17 protein-coding genes are annotated in these 18,374 nt (G+C 67.7%); 6 read left to right on the forward strand and 11 right to left on the reverse strand.

The window, feature by feature from the left end; all coding sequences use genetic code 11:
• Window positions 1-7: 7 nt before the first annotated feature.
• From ABZ345_RS28445 to ABZ345_RS28465, 5 genes are all read right to left on the reverse strand, one after another.
• Complete coding sequence (locus tag ABZ345_RS28445) at window positions 8-724, reverse strand: ABC transporter ATP-binding protein (protein ID WP_359855038.1); 717 nt, start codon at window positions 722-724, stop codon at window positions 8-10.
• The gene (locus ABZ345_RS28450; protein WP_359855041.1) at window positions 721-1,530 is read right to left on the reverse strand and encodes an ABC transporter ATP-binding protein; all 810 of its coding nucleotides are present in this window, start codon (window positions 1,528-1,530) and stop codon (window positions 721-723) included. Before ABZ345_RS28450 ends, ABZ345_RS28445 begins: the two co-directional genes overlap by 4 nt.
• Window positions 1,527-3,242 carry a hypothetical protein gene (locus ABZ345_RS28455; RefSeq protein ID WP_359855043.1) on the reverse strand — a complete coding sequence of 572 codons (1,716 nt, stop codon included), beginning with the start codon at window positions 3,240-3,242 and terminating at the stop codon, window positions 1,527-1,529. Before ABZ345_RS28455 ends, ABZ345_RS28450 begins: the two co-directional genes overlap by 4 nt.
• Complete coding sequence (locus ABZ345_RS28460) at window positions 3,239-4,156, reverse strand: branched-chain amino acid ABC transporter permease (protein WP_359855046.1); 918 nt, start codon at window positions 4,154-4,156, stop codon at window positions 3,239-3,241. Before ABZ345_RS28460 ends, ABZ345_RS28455 begins: the two co-directional genes overlap by 4 nt.
• A gap of 76 nt (window positions 4,157-4,232) precedes the next feature.
• Window positions 4,233-5,459 (reverse strand): branched-chain amino acid ABC transporter substrate-binding protein, encoded by a 1,227-nt coding sequence (locus ABZ345_RS28465; RefSeq protein WP_359855049.1) that lies wholly within the window; start codon window positions 5,457-5,459, stop codon window positions 4,233-4,235.
• 226 nt (window positions 5,460-5,685) lie between these two features.
• Here ABZ345_RS28465 and ABZ345_RS28470 point away from each other — a divergent pair, with 226 nt between their 5' ends.
• Window positions 5,686-7,323, forward strand: a complete 1,638-nt coding sequence (locus tag ABZ345_RS28470; protein ID WP_359855052.1) for a hypothetical protein — start codon at window positions 5,686-5,688, stop codon at window positions 7,321-7,323.
• Here the strand turns inward: ABZ345_RS28470 and ABZ345_RS28475 are convergent.
• The 4 genes from ABZ345_RS28475 to ABZ345_RS28490 all read right to left on the reverse strand — a co-directional run bounded on the left by ABZ345_RS28475 (window position 7,304) and on the right by ABZ345_RS28490 (window position 9,935).
• Window positions 7,304-7,915 (reverse strand): response regulator, encoded by a 612-nt coding sequence (locus tag ABZ345_RS28475; protein WP_359855055.1) that lies wholly within the window; start codon window positions 7,913-7,915, stop codon window positions 7,304-7,306. The two genes, ABZ345_RS28470 and ABZ345_RS28475, sit on opposite strands and share 20 nt — an antisense overlap.
• Window positions 7,916-7,957: 42 nt before the next feature.
• Window positions 7,958-8,776, reverse strand: coding sequence for a hypothetical protein (locus ABZ345_RS28480; RefSeq protein WP_359855058.1), 819 nt, complete (start codon window positions 8,774-8,776; stop codon window positions 7,958-7,960).
• 200 nt (window positions 8,777-8,976) lie between these two features.
• Window positions 8,977-9,582: a hypothetical protein gene (locus tag ABZ345_RS28485; protein ID WP_359855061.1), complete on the reverse strand. Its 606-nt coding sequence runs from the start codon at window positions 9,580-9,582 to the stop codon at window positions 8,977-8,979.
• On the reverse strand, window positions 9,579-9,935 hold the full coding sequence (locus ABZ345_RS28490; protein ID WP_359855063.1) for a PLDc N-terminal domain-containing protein: 357 nt from the start codon (window positions 9,933-9,935) through the stop codon (window positions 9,579-9,581). Before ABZ345_RS28490 ends, ABZ345_RS28485 begins: the two co-directional genes overlap by 4 nt.
• A gap of 557 nt (window positions 9,936-10,492) precedes the next feature.
• On the opposite strand from ABZ345_RS28490, the gene ABZ345_RS28495 reads away from it, so the two are divergent.
• From ABZ345_RS28495 to ABZ345_RS28505, 3 genes are read left to right on the forward strand one after another with little or no spacing between them, the layout of a single operon-like run.
• The gene (locus tag ABZ345_RS28495; RefSeq protein WP_359855066.1) at window positions 10,493-12,079 is read left to right on the forward strand and encodes a thiamine pyrophosphate-binding protein; all 1,587 of its coding nucleotides are present in this window, start codon (window positions 10,493-10,495) and stop codon (window positions 12,077-12,079) included.
• Between the two features lie 28 nt (window positions 12,080-12,107).
• Entirely contained in the window at window positions 12,108-13,487 is a 1,380-nt protein-coding gene (locus ABZ345_RS28500; protein ID WP_359855068.1) for a glycosyltransferase family 39 protein, read from the forward strand.
• 19 nt (window positions 13,488-13,506) lie between these two features.
• On the forward strand, window positions 13,507-13,992 hold the full coding sequence (locus ABZ345_RS28505) for a DUF664 domain-containing protein (protein ID WP_359855071.1): 486 nt from the start codon (window positions 13,507-13,509) through the stop codon (window positions 13,990-13,992).
• A 21-nt stretch (window positions 13,993-14,013) separates the two neighbouring features.
• On the opposite strand, the gene ABZ345_RS28510 is transcribed toward ABZ345_RS28505, so the two are convergent.
• Complete coding sequence (locus ABZ345_RS28510; protein WP_359855074.1) at window positions 14,014-14,742, reverse strand: HEAT repeat domain-containing protein; 729 nt, start codon at window positions 14,740-14,742, stop codon at window positions 14,014-14,016.
• Between the two features lie 7 nt (window positions 14,743-14,749).
• Window positions 14,750-15,667, reverse strand: a complete 918-nt coding sequence (locus ABZ345_RS28515) for a LysR family transcriptional regulator (protein WP_359855077.1) — start codon at window positions 15,665-15,667, stop codon at window positions 14,750-14,752.
• Window positions 15,668-15,748: 81 nt separating this feature from the next.
• On the opposite strand from ABZ345_RS28515, the gene ABZ345_RS28520 reads away from it, so the two are divergent.
• Together ABZ345_RS28520 and ABZ345_RS28525 are read left to right on the forward strand one after the other, a co-directional pair.
• The gene (locus ABZ345_RS28520) at window positions 15,749-17,233 is read left to right on the forward strand and encodes an aldehyde dehydrogenase family protein (protein WP_359855080.1); all 1,485 of its coding nucleotides are present in this window, start codon (window positions 15,749-15,751) and stop codon (window positions 17,231-17,233) included.
• The gene (locus ABZ345_RS28525) at window positions 17,214-18,374 is read left to right on the forward strand and encodes an FAD-binding oxidoreductase (RefSeq protein WP_359855083.1); all 1,161 of its coding nucleotides are present in this window, start codon (window positions 17,214-17,216) and stop codon (window positions 18,372-18,374) included. Before ABZ345_RS28520 ends, ABZ345_RS28525 begins: the two co-directional genes overlap by 20 nt.

Below are 18,374 nucleotides of genomic sequence, written 5' to 3' on the forward strand. Positions count from 1 at the left end.
CGAAACCTCAGTGCGCCTCGCCCAGGTACGCGTCCCGAACCCGCTGGTCCGCCAGCAGGTCGTGACCCGGACCGTCCAAAGTGGTACGACCGAGGTCGATGACGTACCCGTGATCCGACAACGCCAGCGCCGCCAGCGCGTTCTGCTCCACCAGCAGAATGGTGGTGCCCAACGACTGCAGCTCGCGAATCGTGTCGAAGATCCGCTGCGTCATGATCGGCGACAGCCCCATCGAGGGCTCGTCGAGCATCAGCAGGCGGGGCTTGGACATCATCGCGCGCCCGATGGCCAGCATCTGCTGCTCACCACCGGAGAACAGCCCGGCCTTGTTGTGCCGCCGCTCTCCCAGCACGGGGAACAGCTCGTAGACCCGCTCCATGTCGGCCTGCACGCCGTCGTCCTTGCGGACGTAGGCGCCGAGCTGCAGGTTCTCCTCCACGGTCATCCGCGGGAAGAGCCGCCGGCCCTCGGGGCAGTGGGCGATGCCCTCGCCGAGGATCGCGTGCGCCGGGTCGGCGTGGATCGGCTTGCCCTGGAACAGGATCTCGCCGGACGCCGGACGCAGCAGACCCGAGATGGTGCGCAGGGTCGTGGTCTTGCCCGCACCGTTCGCGCCGATGAGCGACACGATGTGGCCGGCCTCGACGGTGAACGAGATGTCGCGGACGGCCTCGATCGCGCCGTAGGCGACCGAGAGGTTGCGGACTTCGAGCAGCGCGGTCATGCCTGCTCCCCCTTCGCTGCCTCGATGTCGTGCTGGACTTCCTCCGGCGGCTTGCCGAGGTAGGCCTCGACGACCCGCGGGTCCGCCCGAACGACCTCGGGGCTGCCCTCGACGAGCAGCTCGCCCTGCACGAGCACGGAAACCGAGTCGCACAGCCCGAAGATGAACTTGATGTCGTGCTCGATGACGACGACGGACACGCCCGTCTCGCGGATGCGGAAGATCAGCTGCTGCGTCGCTTCCGTCTCCTGCGGGTTCATTCCCGCCGTGGGCTCGTCCAGCAGCAGCACCGCCGGGTCCGTCGCCAACGCGCGCGCGATCTCCAGACGGCGCTGGTCGCCGTACGGGAGGTTGCGCGAGAGCTCGTCGTCCAGGTTGTTCAGGCCGACGAACGCGAGCAGCTCCCGCGACCGTTCGCGGGCAGCGTTCTCCCCGCGGTGGTAGGCGGGGCCGTGGAACAGCGAGGCCAGCGGGCCCTGCTTCATCCGGACGTGACGGCCCACCATGACGTTCTCCAGCACGGTCATGCTGGGGAACAGGCGGATGTTCTGGAACGTGCGGGCCACGCCCGCGTCCGTCACCTGGGCCGGGTCGCCGGGCAGGACGTTGCCCTTGAGCAGCACCTGACCCGTCGTCGGCGTGTAGAGACCCGTGAGGCAGTTGAAGAACGTGGTCTTCCCCGCGCCGTTCGGGCCGATCAGGCCGACGATCTTGCCTTCCTCGAGCGTCAGGGTGACGCCCTTCAACGCCTTGAGGCCACCGAAGACCATGGAGACGTCACGCGCTTCCAATACAGGCGTGCTCATGCCTTCTTCGCCTCCAGGTGCGCCTCTTCGGCGTTCTCGTCGGCGCGCTCGATCATCTCGGCGCGCCTGTGCGCATCGGGGATCAGGCCGACCGGCCGGAACCGCATGATCAGGATCAGCGCGAGGCCGAAGATCATGAGGCGGTAGTCCGCGAAGTCGCGCAGCTTCTCGGGCAGCACGAACAGCAGGGCCGCACCGAGCACGGCGCCCGGGATGGAGCCCATGCCGCCGAGGATGACCGCCGCGAGGAGCGTGACCGACTCGAGGAACTTGAACGACTCGTAGGACACGGTGCCGTTCTTGTGCGCGAACACCGCACCCGCGAGACCCGCGAGCGTGGCGCCGATGAGGAACGCGAGGATCTTCATCTTGCCGGTGCGGATGCCCATGGCGCGGGCCGCGTCCTCGTCCTCGCGGATCGCGATCCAAGCGCGACCGATGCGGCTGAACTTGAGGTTCGCGAACACCGCCATCGTCGCCGCGACGAGCAGCACGATGAGGACGTAGTAGAGGACACCGGCGGGCAGCTTCACCGCGCCGATCGTGAGCGACTTGTTGAACTCCGCCCCGAACAGCGACAGCGGCGGGATGCCGGGAATCGCGTTGGAGCCGTTGGTGATGCCGCCGATGTTGTTCTGCGCGGAGCGGGTGAAGATCTCACCGAACGCGAGCGTCACGATCGCCAGGTAGTCACCGCGGACCCGCAACGTCGGCGAACCGACGATGGCACCGAAGATGCCGGCCACGATCGCGGAGATGACCGCGGCGACCGGGAACGGCAGCGTGATGCCGAAGTGCGCGGTGGCCGCACCGGAGAAGTTGGCCGCCACCAGGGCACCGATGCCCATGAACGCCACGTACCCGAGGTCGAGCAGACCCGCGAGACCGACGACGATGTTCAGGCCGATCGCGGTGGCGGCGTAGATGCCGATGTTCGCCGCGACCGTCATCCAGTACTCGTTGCCCGCGTCGGTGAACGGCAGCAGCAGCGCGCACGCCGCCAGCACGATCACGCTGAACACGCGGTGCTGCTCGGACAGCGCCGACAGCCACTTGATGAACCCGACACCGCTCAACGCACCGAGCACGCCGGCGGCGAACCCGAGGAACGACAGGAAGATCGCACCCGCGTACGGGTTCGCGGCGCCGACGCCACCGGTGGTCAGCAGCGCGGCGACGGCGTACAGCACCGCCGCGAACGACGCCAGCAGCACGAGGTACGCCAGCGGGGTCGAGAGCTTGACCTTCCACTGGCCCACCGGCTCGAAGCCGATGCCGTAAGCCGCGAGGATCGTCAACACACCGCCGACGAGGCCGGCGATGCTGCCGAACGCGACGGCGCCGTCGAGCGCGGTGATGGCGGCGAGGCCACCACCCTTGACCGTGATGTACGCACCGTTGACGAACGAGACGAGCGCGATGCCCCAGCCCAGAGCCCGGATGACGCGGCCGCTGGACGGGATCGGCGCGAACGTCGCGACGAGGACGAGCACACCGAGCAGCAGCATGTGCCAGCGGAAGCCGGTGAGCTCGAAGGGCGCGTCGAAGAACTGCAGCGTCGACTTGTCCGGCCAGTTGCCGTCGTTGAGGCTGAACGTGACCCACGGCAGCAGGGCCGCGACGATGGCGAGAACGCCACCGGCGACCGCGAACGGCTTGCCGAGCGGAGCGAGTGCGGAACGCTCTGGAGAAGAAGTGCCGTTGACGCTCATGCGCGCACCCTTTCCGGCTCGCCGAACAGACCCTGCGGGCGGAAGACGAGCACGAGGATCAGCACGACGAAGATCCACACGTAGTCGTACTGGGTGCCACCCGGCATGTACTGGCCGGCCAAGGTCTTGATCAGACCGATGATGAACGCGCCGATGACCGCGCCGCGGATGCTGCCGACACCACCCAGCACGGCCGCCGTGAAGGCGAAGATGCCGGTCTGGAAGCCCATGTCGATGTTGATGTTGCTCAGGTATCCGCCGTAGAGGATGCCCGCGACGCCCGCGAGCACGGCGCCGAAGACGAACGTCAGCACGATCACGCGGTCGGGGTTGACGCCCATCAGCTTCGCGGTGTCGGGGTCCTGCGCGGTCGCGCGCATCGCCCGGCCCATCCGCGACCGGTTGATGTAGGTCTGCAAAATGACGGCGAGACCGACCGAGAGCAGGACCAGCAGCAGGCCCGTCCACGAGATGTTGACGTCACCGAGCTGCAGAGCACCCTCGGGGAAGACCTTGGGGTAGGGCAGGTTCGACGTCGCGTTCGGGTAGACGTTGCGCACGAACTCCTGCAGGAACACGGACACACCGAGTGCCGTGATGAGCGGTGCGAGCCGAGGCGCGTTGCGCAACGGCCGGTACGCGAACCGCTCCATGATCACCGCGACGACGACGGCGACGATGATGCCGCCGACGAACATCAGCGGCAGAGCCACGTACGGAACCTTCTTGAGGTCTTCAGGAAGGAGCCACGTGTAGGTGGCGAGGCCTCCGTACGAGGCCACCATGAACACCTCGCCGTGGGCGAAGTTGATCAGCTGGATGATGCCGTACACCATCGTGTACCCCAGGGCGATCAGGGCGATCAACGCGCCCTGCATCACCCCGTTCACCAGCTGCTGAAGCAGGACTGACACGACTACCTCCGTAAACAGCGGGGGCGAGCAAACAACGCCCGCCCCCGCCGTGGCTTCAATCAGTAATGGGTAGTCGTCAGCCGGTGAAGGTCCCGGTCTCGACGTCCTTCCACTTGCCGGAGGTCACCGAGTAGACGGTCAGGACCTTGTTGGTGCTGTCGCCGTACTGGTCGAACTTGACCTCACCGGTGGCGCCGGAGCCGCTGTACGAGCCGACGTTGGTCAGCATCGCGTCACGCTTCGAGTCGTCCCAGGCAGCGCCGTCGACGGTCTTGGCCAGCGCGCCGATCAGGGCGTTGGCTGCGTCGTAGGAGAACGCACCGTAGGCGGCGTAGTCCTCCTTGCCGAACTTCGCCTTGTACGCGTCGACGAAGGCCTTGGCCGTGGCCAGGGACTCGGTCGGGGCGCCGACGGAGGTGGCGAGGTCGCCTTCCTTACCGCCCAGCTCGATGAACTTGCCGTCGAAGATGCCGTCGCCACCCATGAGCGGGACGTTCAGGCCGGCGTCCTTCATCTGCTTCGACAGCGGACCCGCGACCGGGTACTCACCGCCGTAGTAGACGGCCTCCGGGTTGGTGGCCTTGATCTTGGCGATCACGCCGGAGAAGTCGGTGTCCTTCTCGCCGACCTTCTCGGAGCCGACGATCGTGCCACCCTTCTTGGTGACCTGCTTCGACAGCTCGGCCGCGAGGCCCTCACCGTAGGTCTTGCCGTCGGTGATGATGGCGATCTTCTTCTTGCCGGCCTTCTCGACGAGGTAGTTGGCCGCGTACGGGCCCTGCAGGTCGTCGGTCGTGCAGACTCGGAAGTAGTTCTCGAACGCGCGCTTCGGGGCGTTGAGGAAGTCGTTGCCCCTGGTCAGCGTCGGGTTCGTGTTGGCGGGCGACACCTGAGGAATCTTCTTTTCCTTCAGGATCGGCTGCACCGTCTGGGCGACCGACGAGTTCAGCGTGCCGACGACACCGACGACGGTCGGGTCGGTCGACAGCTTCGTGGCGGCCTGGGCACCCTTGGCGGGGTTGGCCTCGTCGTCCTGCGCGGACACGGCGAGCTTGTAACCCTTGACCGTGCACTTCTTGTTCGCCTCGTCCACGGCGAGCTCGGCGGACTGCTTGATGCCGATGCCGAGAGCGGACAGGTTCCCGGACAGCGGGGCGACAACACCGACGGTCAGAGTGCCCTTCGACGTGTCGCAGCTGCCCCCGTTGTTGCCGCCGCCTTCGGTCTTGTTCGAGCTGCAGGCTGCAAGAACGAGCAGCGTTGCGCCCACGATCGCTGCGGACTTCACAGAGTGCTTACGCACGTGATGTCCCTCCTAGTTCCCTGCTCCCGGCGACGCGAGTTCTCCGCGCACCGCTCCATCACCCTCTGCTGAGGGATGGCCGGGAACCTAGGCGATGACTGTGACCGCAGTCATCAATGCCAATGGGCTCGTGACCATAACGCAACGCGGCGTTATGTTTCACTTAAGCAATTTCACAGACTGTAACCTTCGTTCACTCTTTGGACGGCTGTCATAGCGTGGACGTATGACTCCGCGTCGTCGAGTGATCGCCGCGTCAGGTGCCGCCGCCGTTCTCATCGCGGCGATCCTCGTGCTGCGGGAGTCCGACGACCGTGGTAAGAAGCCCAGCTCAGAGCCAGTTCGGCTGACCCGGTACGCGGCGGAGTTCGTCACGTTGCCGTCTCAACCGGCCGCGCCTGCCCCGCCGTCCTCCGTATGGAGCAGCGACGGCAGAGTCCAATGGGCTGCCGTGGACGGCGTCGCCGGCTACGAGGTGTTCGGCCGGCTCGTCGGTTCGCCCGAGATCACGGGCTCCGGACGGGCCGACGTGCGGGCCGTGGACGCGTTCGGCCAGCGCTCGATCCCCGTCCGCGCCGAGGAACGCCCCGGTGACGACACGTGGCGGCAGGCGGTCGGCGGCGAACTGGACGACTTCGACGACACGTTCCTGGAACGCCGCTACCACCTGAGCGGACGGCGTGGCTGCGTGAACCCCGGCTCCGGCTCCGGCGGCCGGTTGGTGATCGACATGCCGTGCGGGAACGACACGGCGGTGTTGCGCTCACGGTCGCTGCTGCGGCTGAACGAGGCGGACGAACTGGGCAGGGTGGCCGTCGTGACGGACGCCGCGGGGCCGCACGGGAAGCTCGTGCTCGACCTGGTGCCCGGAACCCCGGACCGGGTCGGCCCCGTACCTCCCTCTGATGCGATCCGCGTGGTGGTGGACGACTCCGTTGCGCCAGGCATACGTGGTGCGGGCGTTCTGCATCGATTCGAAGTCGTACTGACACGGTCCGGTGTGCGCGTTCTGCAAGACGGCTCGCAGATCGCCGCGTCTTCCGTCGTGCCGCAGTGGCGCGAGGCGAGCGTGCTGATCGGCCTGACCCCGCCGCCGAGCTATCCCGGACGCGTGGAGATCGACACGGTCGGCCTTACCGGGTCGCATCAGCCTGTGGACGAGGTGACCGAGACGCAGATCGTGGCGGGGACGTTGCGCGTGCTGGAGCCCGACGAGGAGGCGCCAGGCATCGGCACAGCGCGCACACCACTGCGTGGGGCTCCGTCGGCACGATTACGGGCAACGATGCGTCTGGGCAAGGGCGGCGACGTGAACGGCCTGGTCGCCCAGCTCGGGTCGGAGCGGGTGCCGCTGAAGCCCGTGGTGAGCGGCTGGTCAGGAGCTCCGGACAGCGAACTGACGGTCGTGGGCGACGTGCCGGCGTCGTTGCTCGGGCAGTCAGGGCCGGACTCGCTCACGCCGTTCGTGCTGCGCATGCCCGGCGCGTCGCAGGCCGAGGTGCTGGAGAGCTACCTGGAGGTGCCGGGCCGGTCGCCGGCGAAGCTGCCGAACGCCCCGGAGGAGCCCGCACCCGTTTTGCCTGTGATGACGGCTGAGTTCACCGCTGTGACCCCGAACGAGGCGACCCTGGTGATCACACTCGACGCGGCTGCGGCGCGATCAGTGGCGCCGGTGGCGGGCTTTGAGGTGTACGTGGACAGCGGCCACGTGGCGACGCTGCCGATGCCGGGCGGGATCGGCGGCCGGCACGAGCTGAAGATCTCCCTCAAGGGCAGCCACAACGTCGAAGTCCGCCTGCGCCCCGAGAATCCCGAGGCGCAGACCGACTCTCGATGGCTCGAACTCAGCCGAAGTTCTCGATGACGGCCTCTGCGACGGCCTTCATCGTCGTGCGGCGGTCCATGGCGGTGCGCTGCACCCACCGGAACGCCTCCGGCTCACTCAGACCCTGCTTGGTCATGAGAATGCCCTTGGCCCGTTCCACGACCTTGCGCGTCTCCAGGCGCTCGGTGAGGCCCGCGACCTCCTGCTCCAGCGCCGCCAGCTCGTTGAACCGGCTGATGGCCAGCTCGATCGCGGGCACGAGGTCCCGCTTGGCGAACGGCTTGACCAGGTAGGCCATGGCACCGGCGTCGCGAGCGCGTTCGACCAGGTCTCGCTGGCTGAACGCGGTGAGGATCACGACCGGCGCGATCCGGTTGCCCGCGATGTGCTGCGCCGCCTCGATCCCGTCGACCTTGGGCATCTTGACGTCCAGGATCACCAGGTCGGGGTTGAGCTCGGTCGCGAGCTTCATGGCCTCTTCACCATCTGCGGCCTCACCCGCCACGTCGTAGCCCTCTTCGCGCAGCATCTCCACGAGATCGAGACGGATGAGCGCCTCGTCCTCGGCGACGAGAACGCGGGGGGCCTTGCGCGTGGCTTCGGTATGGGCCTCGGCAGCCTGCTGGGTCACCGGGGTCCTCCTGACGATCGTTCCTGCGGGCGAAAGCGCAGTCTACCGGCGTGCGGACCCCTGATCGGGCTCACCAGCCGTGACGGCAGACACGAACTCCTCGGGCCACGGGTAGGTGCGCATGGCGCGGTCGACGTCCTGAGTGGGCGCTTCGGCGCGGCGGAGCGTGATCTCGAGGCTCGTCCCGAACGTCGGGTGGGCGAGCTTCTGCCTGATCTCGTCCTCTTGCGGGCCGCCAGGCCATTCGACGAACCACGCGGTTCCGAGGGGAAGTGCTCGCAGCCAGCTCGCGTCATGCCACAGGTGTACCCGGCGCAGTAGAGCGCTCCCAGTGGCCGCTTCCGGCGTTTGCTCGTCGCTACCGCCGCCGTCGGTGTGCTCGACGCCGCGGAACTCGTGCATCCAGCGCACGTACCGCATGCCGAGGTCCCAGGCGTTCTCGTCGACGCCGACGAGCACCACGCCCGCGTCGCTGGTGGTCAGCTCGGCCGACCGCCGGTACTGCCGGTGCGCGAGGCCCGCGACGCCCATGCCGTACCCGGCCTCGGTGCGCGGCAGCAGCTCGAACAGCAACGGGCCGAGCGCGCGGTCGTTCAGGTGGAGCTTGAGGGTCTCCCCCGGTTCCACCGTCCTGAACGCGTGCGCGGGCTTGATGATGCTCGCCGGAGGCATCAGTTGGAGCATGCTGGCCGCGGCACAACCCGCGAGCAGCACCTTCGCTTCCAGTTGCCGCTGGGCCTCGCTCGTGGCGCCGGGCAACGGCTCCCCGTCGCGCACGGCGGGCACGGCCTGCGAGAGGTTCTCGCCCGTGTAGGTGCGCCGGAGATCGGCCAGCTGGTCCGTGATGGACAGACGTGCCATGACAGCAGTCCTCGTTTCCGCCGCCCGGCTCGGCACGACAAGGACGCATGTGTCACGCGTCTACGTGGTCGGTTCGCTTCAGCGAGCAGGAGTTCCTGAACACTGCGGCGGAGTGTGCCGCTCGTTGCCGGGGAGCGGCTCCAGCCTCACGTCTGCTCGGACGCCACTGACCACGTTACCGGACCACCACACGCGATTTTTTAGTCCGCGCCCACGATCAGCTTGTACTTGACGTCGACGTCCTTGCCGTCGGCCGAGCCGCGGATGTGCAGGTCGTGCTCGCCGGACGCGGGAGGGTTGATCCACGCGTAGAGGCCACAGCCGACCGAGTTGACCCTGCCGACCTGGGCGCCGAACGGGTTGCCCGCGCGCGCCTCGTAGGTGAACGGCGTGGCGGACACCCTCGTCAACGCCTGCGTGGAGCCGTCCATCAGGACCTCGCCCTGGGCGGACTTCATGAACCGCTCGCACTCGGCGACGTCGCTCGCGAGGTTCACGACCGGCGCGAGCAGCGGCTTGGAGGCCGGGACCCGGCACTGCCGCTCCACGGGGCCCTCGCCGAGCGACCCGGCGAGCAGCCAGACCTCGACGGGCTGGTCCCGCATGCAGAACCGCCCGGAGGTGTCGGACACCGGGTTGCTGTTGGAGGGCTGGGAGGCCCATGTCCACCAGCGTGCCTGGAACTCACCCGGCGCCAGTTTGTCCGAAGTGGACGTTTGGGGAGCGGCGGTGGGTGGGGCCGCCAGCTGCGCGTTACCTCCGCAACCGGCGAGCAGAACAACTAAGAACAGCAGGACTTTCCTCACTGGTTCTCGCGTCCCTTGCGTCGTTGTTCCTCCGCGCGCTCACGGCAGCGGCGCAGGAACTCCTCGTCGTCGTCAGGATTGGTGGCCGCGAACCGCCCCGGCCGGTTGTACTCGGGAAAAGAAGAAGCTTCGCGCTCGTACGCACCCAGGCGCGCGCGTCCGGTCCCCACCACCGGACGACCCGCCACGAGCCACGCGATCGAACCCACCAACGGAAACAGCAGGACCAGGAGAAGCCACAGCATCTTCGGCAGATTGCGAACTGAGCCTTCGTCGGTCGTGATCACGTCCACGACAGCGAAGATCGTCAGGCACAACATCACCACTCCGAACAGCCCACCGAAGTACAGCATCTCCTACCCCCAGGTCGTGCGGTCGCGCACATCGTGGCACAAGGGGCCACACCCTGAACATGGTTGGCCCTTCAATCACCTCACCCAATTCGCACATCCGTGAAGTTCACTGAAACAAGGGGCGAAACCCGGCCTTAACACGCGCATTTCATTCCGCCATTTCGGCACCGGCGCGAACTGCACTGCCAGCACGGCTGGCCACAGTGATACCTGAGGTGGAATTCGCCTAGCCACGCGGGGGGAGCGAGCGTCGGCGGCCGGTTCGCGCACTCAGCTGAACAGATCTGGCGCCATAGGCCGACCCGAGCAACCAATTCACCCCAGAGGGTGAAATGACGCGGGCCGGGAGTCGAATTCCGGGTGCGCCACCGGCACCGGCGAGGGATTCCACTTGCTCGATTCCGACCTGGCCCTGTCGAACAACGGGCACTTTCCGCGAAGCCGATCCCACCGCGAGTACCGGAACGTTCACACGAGCCGTGGCGCACGTGAGGCTGAGCACCAGACCTGCTGCACGACCGTTGCCCACGCCATAAGCAGGCCTTAGCGTCGAGCGCATGCCCAAGGGTGCCGAGAGCTTGTTGGACGTGCTGGCCGCGCACGACGTGGAGGTCGTCTTCGGCCTGCCCGGCGTGCACAACCTCGCCATCTGGGAGGCGTTGGAGAAGCACAAGGGCATCCGCATGATCGGGGTGCGGCACGAACAGACAGCGGTCTACGCGGCCGACGGCTACGCACGCGCCACCGGGAAGCTCGGCGTCGCGATCGTGACCACCGGGCCCGGCGCGGCCAACACGCTCGGCGCCACGGGTGAGGCGTGGGCGTCGGGCAGTCCGGTGCTCGTCATCGCCACGGACATCCCGTCGACGCTCAGGCAGCCGGGTGTGTACCGGGGCGTGTTGCACGAGACGCGCGATCAGAAGGCCATGTTCGGGCCCGTCACCAAGGCGTCGTTCGACGTGCCGGCCGCTCAGGAGCTGGCCGCGTACACCGACAAGGCGGTCCAGGCGGCGACGCAGAGCCCGCACGGGCCCGTTTATCTCGGCGTGCCAACGGATTTCCTGTCCGCTGAGACCGCACACCACGCTTTGACGAAGGCCGAACAGACCCACCTCGTCCCGGACCTCACCGAGGCGCTACAACTCATCGCTCAGTCGGAGAGGCCGCTGATCTGGGCGGGCGGCGGCGCGGCACGATCAGGAGCGGGCGTCGCGGTGGGTGCGTTGGCGGACAAGCTGAACGCGCCGATCGTCACCACGTACGGCGCGCGTGGGCTGATGGACAGCGCGTACGTCGTGAAGGGACCGGTGCACGCGCCGCCTGTCGGGAAGTTGTGGGACGAGGCCGATCTGGTGATCGCGATCGGCACGGACTTCGACGGCATGATGACGCAGAACTGGTTGCAGCCCAGGCCACCCAGGCTGCTCGCGATCAACATCGACAAGGCCGAGGCCACCAAGAACTACGCCGCGGACGTCACGATCGAAGGCGACGCTGCCGCGGTCGCGGAAGCGCTGGCGGCCAAGGTGTCCGGCAAGGAAGCGGCCGTCGACGTCGAGGCGGTCAACGCCGAAGTCCGCGCCCTCGTCGAATCAGACTCCCCCGAAGCCGCGAAGCTGTTGCAGGCGCTCGAAGGCGAGACGGCCACGATCGTCGCGGACATGTGCATCCCCGGTTACTGGATCGGCGGTTTCCACCACGTCGTCAAGCAACGCGGCCTCGCGTACCCGGTCGGCTGGGGCACGCTCGGGTTCGGGTTCCCGGCGGCGATCGGGGCGGCGGTCGGCGGCCGGACGATCGCGGTGGTCGGCGACGGCGGGTTCCTGTTCGCCTGCGGAGACCTCGCGACCCTCAAGCAGGAAGATCTGCCTCTGACGATCGTGCTCGTCGACGACGGCGGTTACGGCATGCTCCGGTACGACCAGCAGATCGCGAACCACGCCATCAGCGGCGTGGACCTGACCCGGCCCGACTTCGCGAAGCTCGCGGAGAGCTTCGGCATCCCCGCGGTCACGCTCGAGGGGTTCGACGGGCTGCGGGAGGCGTTGGACGACGCGAGCGGGCCAACCATGATCGTGGTCAATGCAGGCCTCAAGCCGCCGGTCAACACTTCACCTCGCTGGTACCGCAAAACGTCTTCCTGATCATGCCCGCGTGGGTACCGTCCCGCCTATGAGACGTGGGCTGGGGATCGTGCTCGCTGTGCAGGCAGTGGTGCTGACCGCGTTGTCAGGACGGTACGGGTTCCACCGGGACGAGCTGTACTTCATCGCGGCGGGGAAACGGCCGGACTGGGGGTACGTGGACCAGCCGCCGATCACACCGATCCTCGCCCGCATCGGCACCGCGGTGTTCGGCGAGACCCCGATGGGGCTGCGCGTGATCGCCACACTGCTCGCACTGGCCATCACGGTCGTGGTCGCGTTGATCGCGAAGGAACTGGGCGGCGGTGAGGTCTTCGCGGCCGCCGCGTCGGCGACGTCGACGTTCGTGCTCGCGGTGAGCCACATGGTGTCCACCGCCACGGTCGATCTGTTGATCTGGGTGCTCGTCGGCTACTTCGCGGTCAAGCTGCTGAAGACCAGGGACGGCCGCTGGTGGCTCGCGCTCGGCGCGACGGCCGGGGTCGCGCTGGCCAACAAGTGGTTGGTGCTCCTGCTGCTCGCCGCATTGGCGGTCGCGTTGCTCATCACCGGTCCGCGCGACGTGTTCCGCACGTGGTGGCTGTCGGCCGGACTGGCGGTGTGCGCGGTGATCGCCGCCCCGGTCGTGATCTGGCAGGCGCGGCACGACTTCCCGTTGCTCACTGTGGCGCGCGGCATCAGCGAGGACGACGGCCTCGAGAACCGCATCATGTTCGTCCCCATGCAGATCCTGCTGCTGTCGCCGTTCCTGGTGCCGGTGTGGCTGATCGGGTTCCGGAACCTGTGGCGCGACAGGACCTTCCGCTCGCTCGCGCTGGCCTACCCGATCCTGTGCGCGTTGACGCTCATCGCGGGTGGCAAGCCGTACTACGCGTTGCCGTTGTTGTTGGTGCTGATGGCGGCAGGCGCTCGTCAAGCCCAGGAATGGTTGTTGCGGCGCAAGGTGATCGGCGGCGTGCTCGTGGCGTTGAGCGTGGTGCCGGCCGTCATCGGCTCACTGCCGGTCCTGCCGCCCAGCGCGCTCGGGCCGGTCATCGCGATCAACCCCGAGCAGGGCGAACAGGTCGGCTGGCGCGAGTTCGCGCACACCGTCCAGGACGCGTGGTCCGCCAACGACCGCCCCGTCCTGATCACCCGCAACTACGGGCAAGCCGGCGCGATGGAGGTCTACACAGAGATCCCCGCCTATTCCGGGCACATGTCCTTCTACGACTGGGGGCCTCCGAAGTCCACCAGCACCAAGGTGATGCTCGTCGGGTTCCACGAACCGCCGTTCAAGGACTGCAAGGTCGTTGCTCAGCACCACAGCGTCGTTGAGAACGACGAAGACGGCACGGAGATACAGGTGTGCACGGCACCAACAGAACCATGGGATGAAATCTGGCCAACGCTCCGCCGTTACTACTGATGGCTGACAGACTCGCGCGATGACCCGAACCTGGCCGAACAACCTCGCGAAGGACGAAAGCGTGCTCGCGTGGGAGTTCCTGGACTTCCTGCGCAGGACCGCCGTCATGAAGGTCGACGGGCTGCCCCGCGACCTGGCGGCCTCCGCACCGATCGCCACGTCGCCGAAGCTGACCGCGCTCGGCGTGCTCAAGCACCTCGTCGCGGTGGAGCGGTACTGGCTGTGCATCGCCGGCGCGGGCCTGGACCTGCCGTCGTTGTGGAAGGGCAGCCCGGACCCGTCGTGGGACCTCACCGACGACGACACCCCTGAGTCGCTCATCCGGGCGTACCAGGAGGAGTGGGCCAACGCCGAGGCGCTCAAGCAGCGCGATCCCGACGCCGTCGCGGCGGACGACGAGTTCACGGTGCGGTGGATCCTGGCGCACGTGGCGCAGGAAACCGCGCGCCACGTGGGCCATCTGGATCTGCTCCGCGAGCTCGCGGACGGACAGACCGGCGAGTAGCCGGGTGCTAGCAGCGGAAGATCACTCTTCGCCGGGCCAGAGCGGGACCAGCGGTGCGACCATGCCGTCGAGGGCGTTGTCGACGATCGCGCCGGCGAGCGGCATGAGCGTCGCGCGCGACCACAGCAGGCGTTCGCGCATCGCCGGGAGCGCCAGCGCGGCAGCGGCCTGCTCGATCACCTCCTGGCGGTCGTGGTGCAGGCACCTGGTCAACGCCTCGGCGGCGGAGCCGACCTGGACGCCGGACCGCGCGAGGCGGCGGACCGCTGCCGCCGCTTCGGTGCGGACCCACCACTTCGTGTCGCGCAGGCGGCCGATGATCGGTGGCAGCGCGGCCGGGTTGGCGGTGTCGCCCAGGGCCGTGACCGCGATCTGACGGCGGGTGGCCAGCCAGTGCGTGGCGTCCGGCGTGACGCGGTCGACCGGATGTGCGTTGCGCAGCCTGGTGATGCCGTAGAGCCACACCCACGGACTGCGGTACACCTCCTGGCCGAGCCAGCGCCGGACCGGGCCGTCGGTCGCCTCGTAGAAATAGCGGAGTGCGTATTCCGGGTCGCGGTGCGGATCGCGTTCCGCCAGCACACGGCAGAGCAGCGGCCGCACCGGGCCCGCGTCGTGAAGGCTGTCGAGGATGATTTCCTCGACACCCGGTTCGTTGCTGTCGATCAGAATTCTGATGTGCGCACGCAGATCCGGCGAACCCCACCCCCGGATCCCAGCCAGCGCCCCATCGCTGCTGAGTTCCCCCATTTCTCCATCATGGCGGATTTACGAAGCCGCCCACGGCGTTTTGGCAAACTTCGCGGAGAGCGTTCACCGCGTCACGCAGCAGCGGGTTGGTATTCGCGGTGCGGTGGACAACATGCACGTGCCTGCGCAAAGGCTTGTGCCGCAACGGCATCGCGTGCGTGCCGGCCAGCGCCTTGTAACCGAGCGCCGGCACCAGTGCGACGCCGACGCCGGCCGCGACGAGCGACTGCACGACCTCGTAGTCGTTGCTGCGGAAAGCAATTCTCGGAGCGAAACCGGACGCCGCGCACAGACGCGTGAGGCATGTCGCGCCGGACGTGCCATCACGTGAAGCGATCCAGCGTTCGTCTTTGAGATCTTCGAGTTTGACGTTGTTCTTCGCGGCCGGATGCTCGGCCGGCACCATGACCAGGAGCGACTCGTCCAGCAACGGCACCACCGTCAGTTCTTCCGGCCAGGTTTGCGGCACCAGGTCGTAGGCGTAGACCAGCGCCAGGTCGAGCTGGCCGGTCAGCACGAGCGGCAGCACGTCCTCCGGCTCGGCCTCGTCCAGACGGATCTCGGCGTCCGGAAGGTCCGCCGACAGCTTCGCCAGCGCCTTGGGCATGATCCGGGAGCTCGCCGTGGGAAACGTGCCGATGCGCAGACGGCCGCGCAGGCCCTGCACCATCGCCTTCACCTCGTGCTCGAACCCGTCGAACGCGGCGAGCAGCTCGCCACCGCGGTCGGCGATGAGCAGGGCGGCACTGGCCGGCCTGATCGAGTGCGCCTCACGTTCGAACAGCGTCACGCCGACAGCCCGTTCGAACGCCGAGATCTGCTGCGAGACCGCCGACGACGTGTAGCCGAGACGGCGGGCCGCCTCGGCGAAGGAGCCCGTCTTCACGACCTCGACGAGCGTGCGGAGATGCACCGGGTTGAGCATCAGGACAGCTTATGCTCGACGTCGCGAGGTTTCATTCTGCAACCCCTGGCGGAACCACCGGACAACTACCAGGGTGGATCCATGGCCTATGTCTCCACGAACCCGTCGAACACCTCCGACGTGGTCACCGAGATCGAGCTCGGGACCAGCCGCACCTTCGTCGACGCCGCACGGCGGGCGAAGGCGGCCCAGCGCGCGTGGGCCCGCGTGCCCGCGCCCGTCCGCGGACAGGTCATCGGGAACATCGGCAGGCTCGTCGAGGCCAACTTCGAGCCGCTCGCCCAGCTGGTGACCCGCGAGATCGGCAAGCCGATCGCGGAGGCACGCGGCGAGGTGCAGGAGATCGTGGACACCGCCAACTTCTTCGTCGGCGAGGGCAGGCGCCTCTACGGGCAGACCGTCCCGTCCGAGATGGCGGACAAGCAGCTGTTCACCTTCCGCAACCCGGTCGGCGTCGCGGCGATCATCACCGCCGGCAACTTCCCGGTCGCCGTGCCGTCCTGGTACATCATCCCGGCGCTGCTGTGCGGCAACTCCGTCGTGTGGAAGCCCGCCGAGTACTCCGCCGCGTCCGCCCAGGCCTTCTACGAAGTGTTCCAGGCCGCCGGCATCCCGGAGGGCGTGTTCGAGATCGTCTTCGCCGAGGGGTCGGAGACGTTCAACGGCCTGGAGCAGGCGTTGCAGGAGGGCTTGGTCGACAAGGTCGGCTTCACCGGGTCCAGCGAGGTCGGCGTGCGGATCGGCGAACTGTGCGGACGCCACCTCCAGACGCCGTGCCTGGAGCTGGGCGGCAAGAACCCGATGGTCGTCACCGAGGACGCGGACCTCGACCTGGCCGTGCAGGGCGCGTTGTTCGCCGGTTTCGGTTCCGCCGGCCAGCGGTGCACCTCGCTCGGCACGGCGATCGTGCACGAGTCGGTGTACGACGAGTTCCTGTCCCGGTTCGTCGACGCCGTCGCCGCCGCCACCGTGGGCGACCCGACCGGCGATGTCCTCTACGGACCGTTGCTGGACGAGAAGTTCGCGCTGGCGTACGAGAAGTACCTCGGCTGGGTCGGCGAGCACCACACGGTGCACGGCCCGACCGGCCGCATCACGGCTTCCCGCCCGCGCAACGGCTTCACTGGTGAGAACGGCTTCTTCTACCACCCCGCAATCGTTTCCGGTGTGCGTGCCGACGACGAGCTGTTCCTGCAGGAGACGTTCGGCCCGATCGTCGGCGTCATGAAGTACTCGGACCTGGACGAGGCGATCGAGCTGGGCAACAAGCCGGGCTACGGCCTGTCGTGCTCGATCTACACCACGGACCCGAACAAGGCGTTCCGGTTCCGCGCCGGCATCTCCGCCGGCATGGTGAGCGTCAACAACTCGACGTCCGGGGCCGAAGCGCACTTGCCGTTCGGCGGCAACGGCAAGAGCGGCAACGGCTCCCGGCAGTCGGGCGTGTGGGTGCTCGATCAGTTCACCCGCTGGCAGTCCATGAACTGGGACTACTCGGGGAAGCTGCAGAAGGCGCAGATGGACACGCTCGAGATCGAGGCGAACCTTGACTTCCGCCTCGCCTGAGCTGCCCGCTCAGGCTGAGGTGGTCGTCATCGGCGGCGGGGTGATGGGGACGTCCATCGCCTTTCACCTCGCCGAGGCAGGAGTCCGGGATGTCGTGGTCGTCGAGAAGGACGAGCTGGGTTCCGGCTCCACCTGCAAAGCGGCGGGTGGAGTGCGCGCCCAGTTCTCCGACGAGCTGAACATCAGGCTCGGAGCCCGATCACTCGAAGCGTTCCAGCGCTTTCCGCAGCGACCCGGGCAGGAGATCGATCTCCACCAGGTCGGCTACCTGTTCCTCCTTTCCTCTCGGGAACACGTCACGGCGTTCGAGCGCAACGTCGACCTCCAGAACTCCCTCGGCGTACGCAGTCGCATGCTGACTGTCGAGGAAGCACAACGGATGTCGCCGTTGATCGAAACGGACGGCCTGCTCGCGGCGACCTTCTCGCCGGACGACGGACACTGCACACCGGAGTCCGTGGTCCTCGGCTATGCCACCGCGGCCCGCCGGTTCGGTGTCCGTTTCCACACCAGAACCACCGTGAATTCCATCGTAGGGACGGGGTCTGACACTTTTCGCGTGCAGACGGACCGCGGCGAGATCTCGACGGGGAATCTGGTCTGCGCGGCGGGTGCCTGGTCGCGCTCGATCGGCGAGATGGTGGGCGTTGACCTGCCGGTTTCTCCCCTGCGGCGACAGGTCATGTTCACCGAACCCATGCCCGAGCTACACGATCGGGTTACGCCCTTCACCATCGACTTCGGCAGCACCTTCTACTTCCACCGCGAGGGCCGCGGGCTGCTGTTCGGCATGTCCGACCCCGACGAGACACCGGGGTTCAAGCTCGACATGTCCGACGCGTGGCTGCCGCGCCTGACGTCCGCCATCTCGCAGCGGGCGCCACGGTTGTTGGACGTGGGTGTGCGCAACGGATGGGCAGGACTGTACGAGGTGACGCCCGACCACAACGCGTTGATCGGCTCGGTGGGCCGGTTCTTCTACGCCACGGGGTTCTCCGGGCACGGGTTCCTGCAGGGCCCGGCGGTCGGGGAGGTCGTGCGCGACCTCGTGCTGGACCGCGAGCCTTTCGTCGACGTGTCCAGTTTGGACGCCTCCCGGTTCGCCGCCGACCAGGCGCGGCCCGAACTCAACTGCGTGTGA

The organism is Lentzea sp. NPDC005914 (genome assembly GCF_040629405.1).
GTDB lineage: Bacteria > Actinomycetota > Actinomycetes > Mycobacteriales > Pseudonocardiaceae > Lentzea.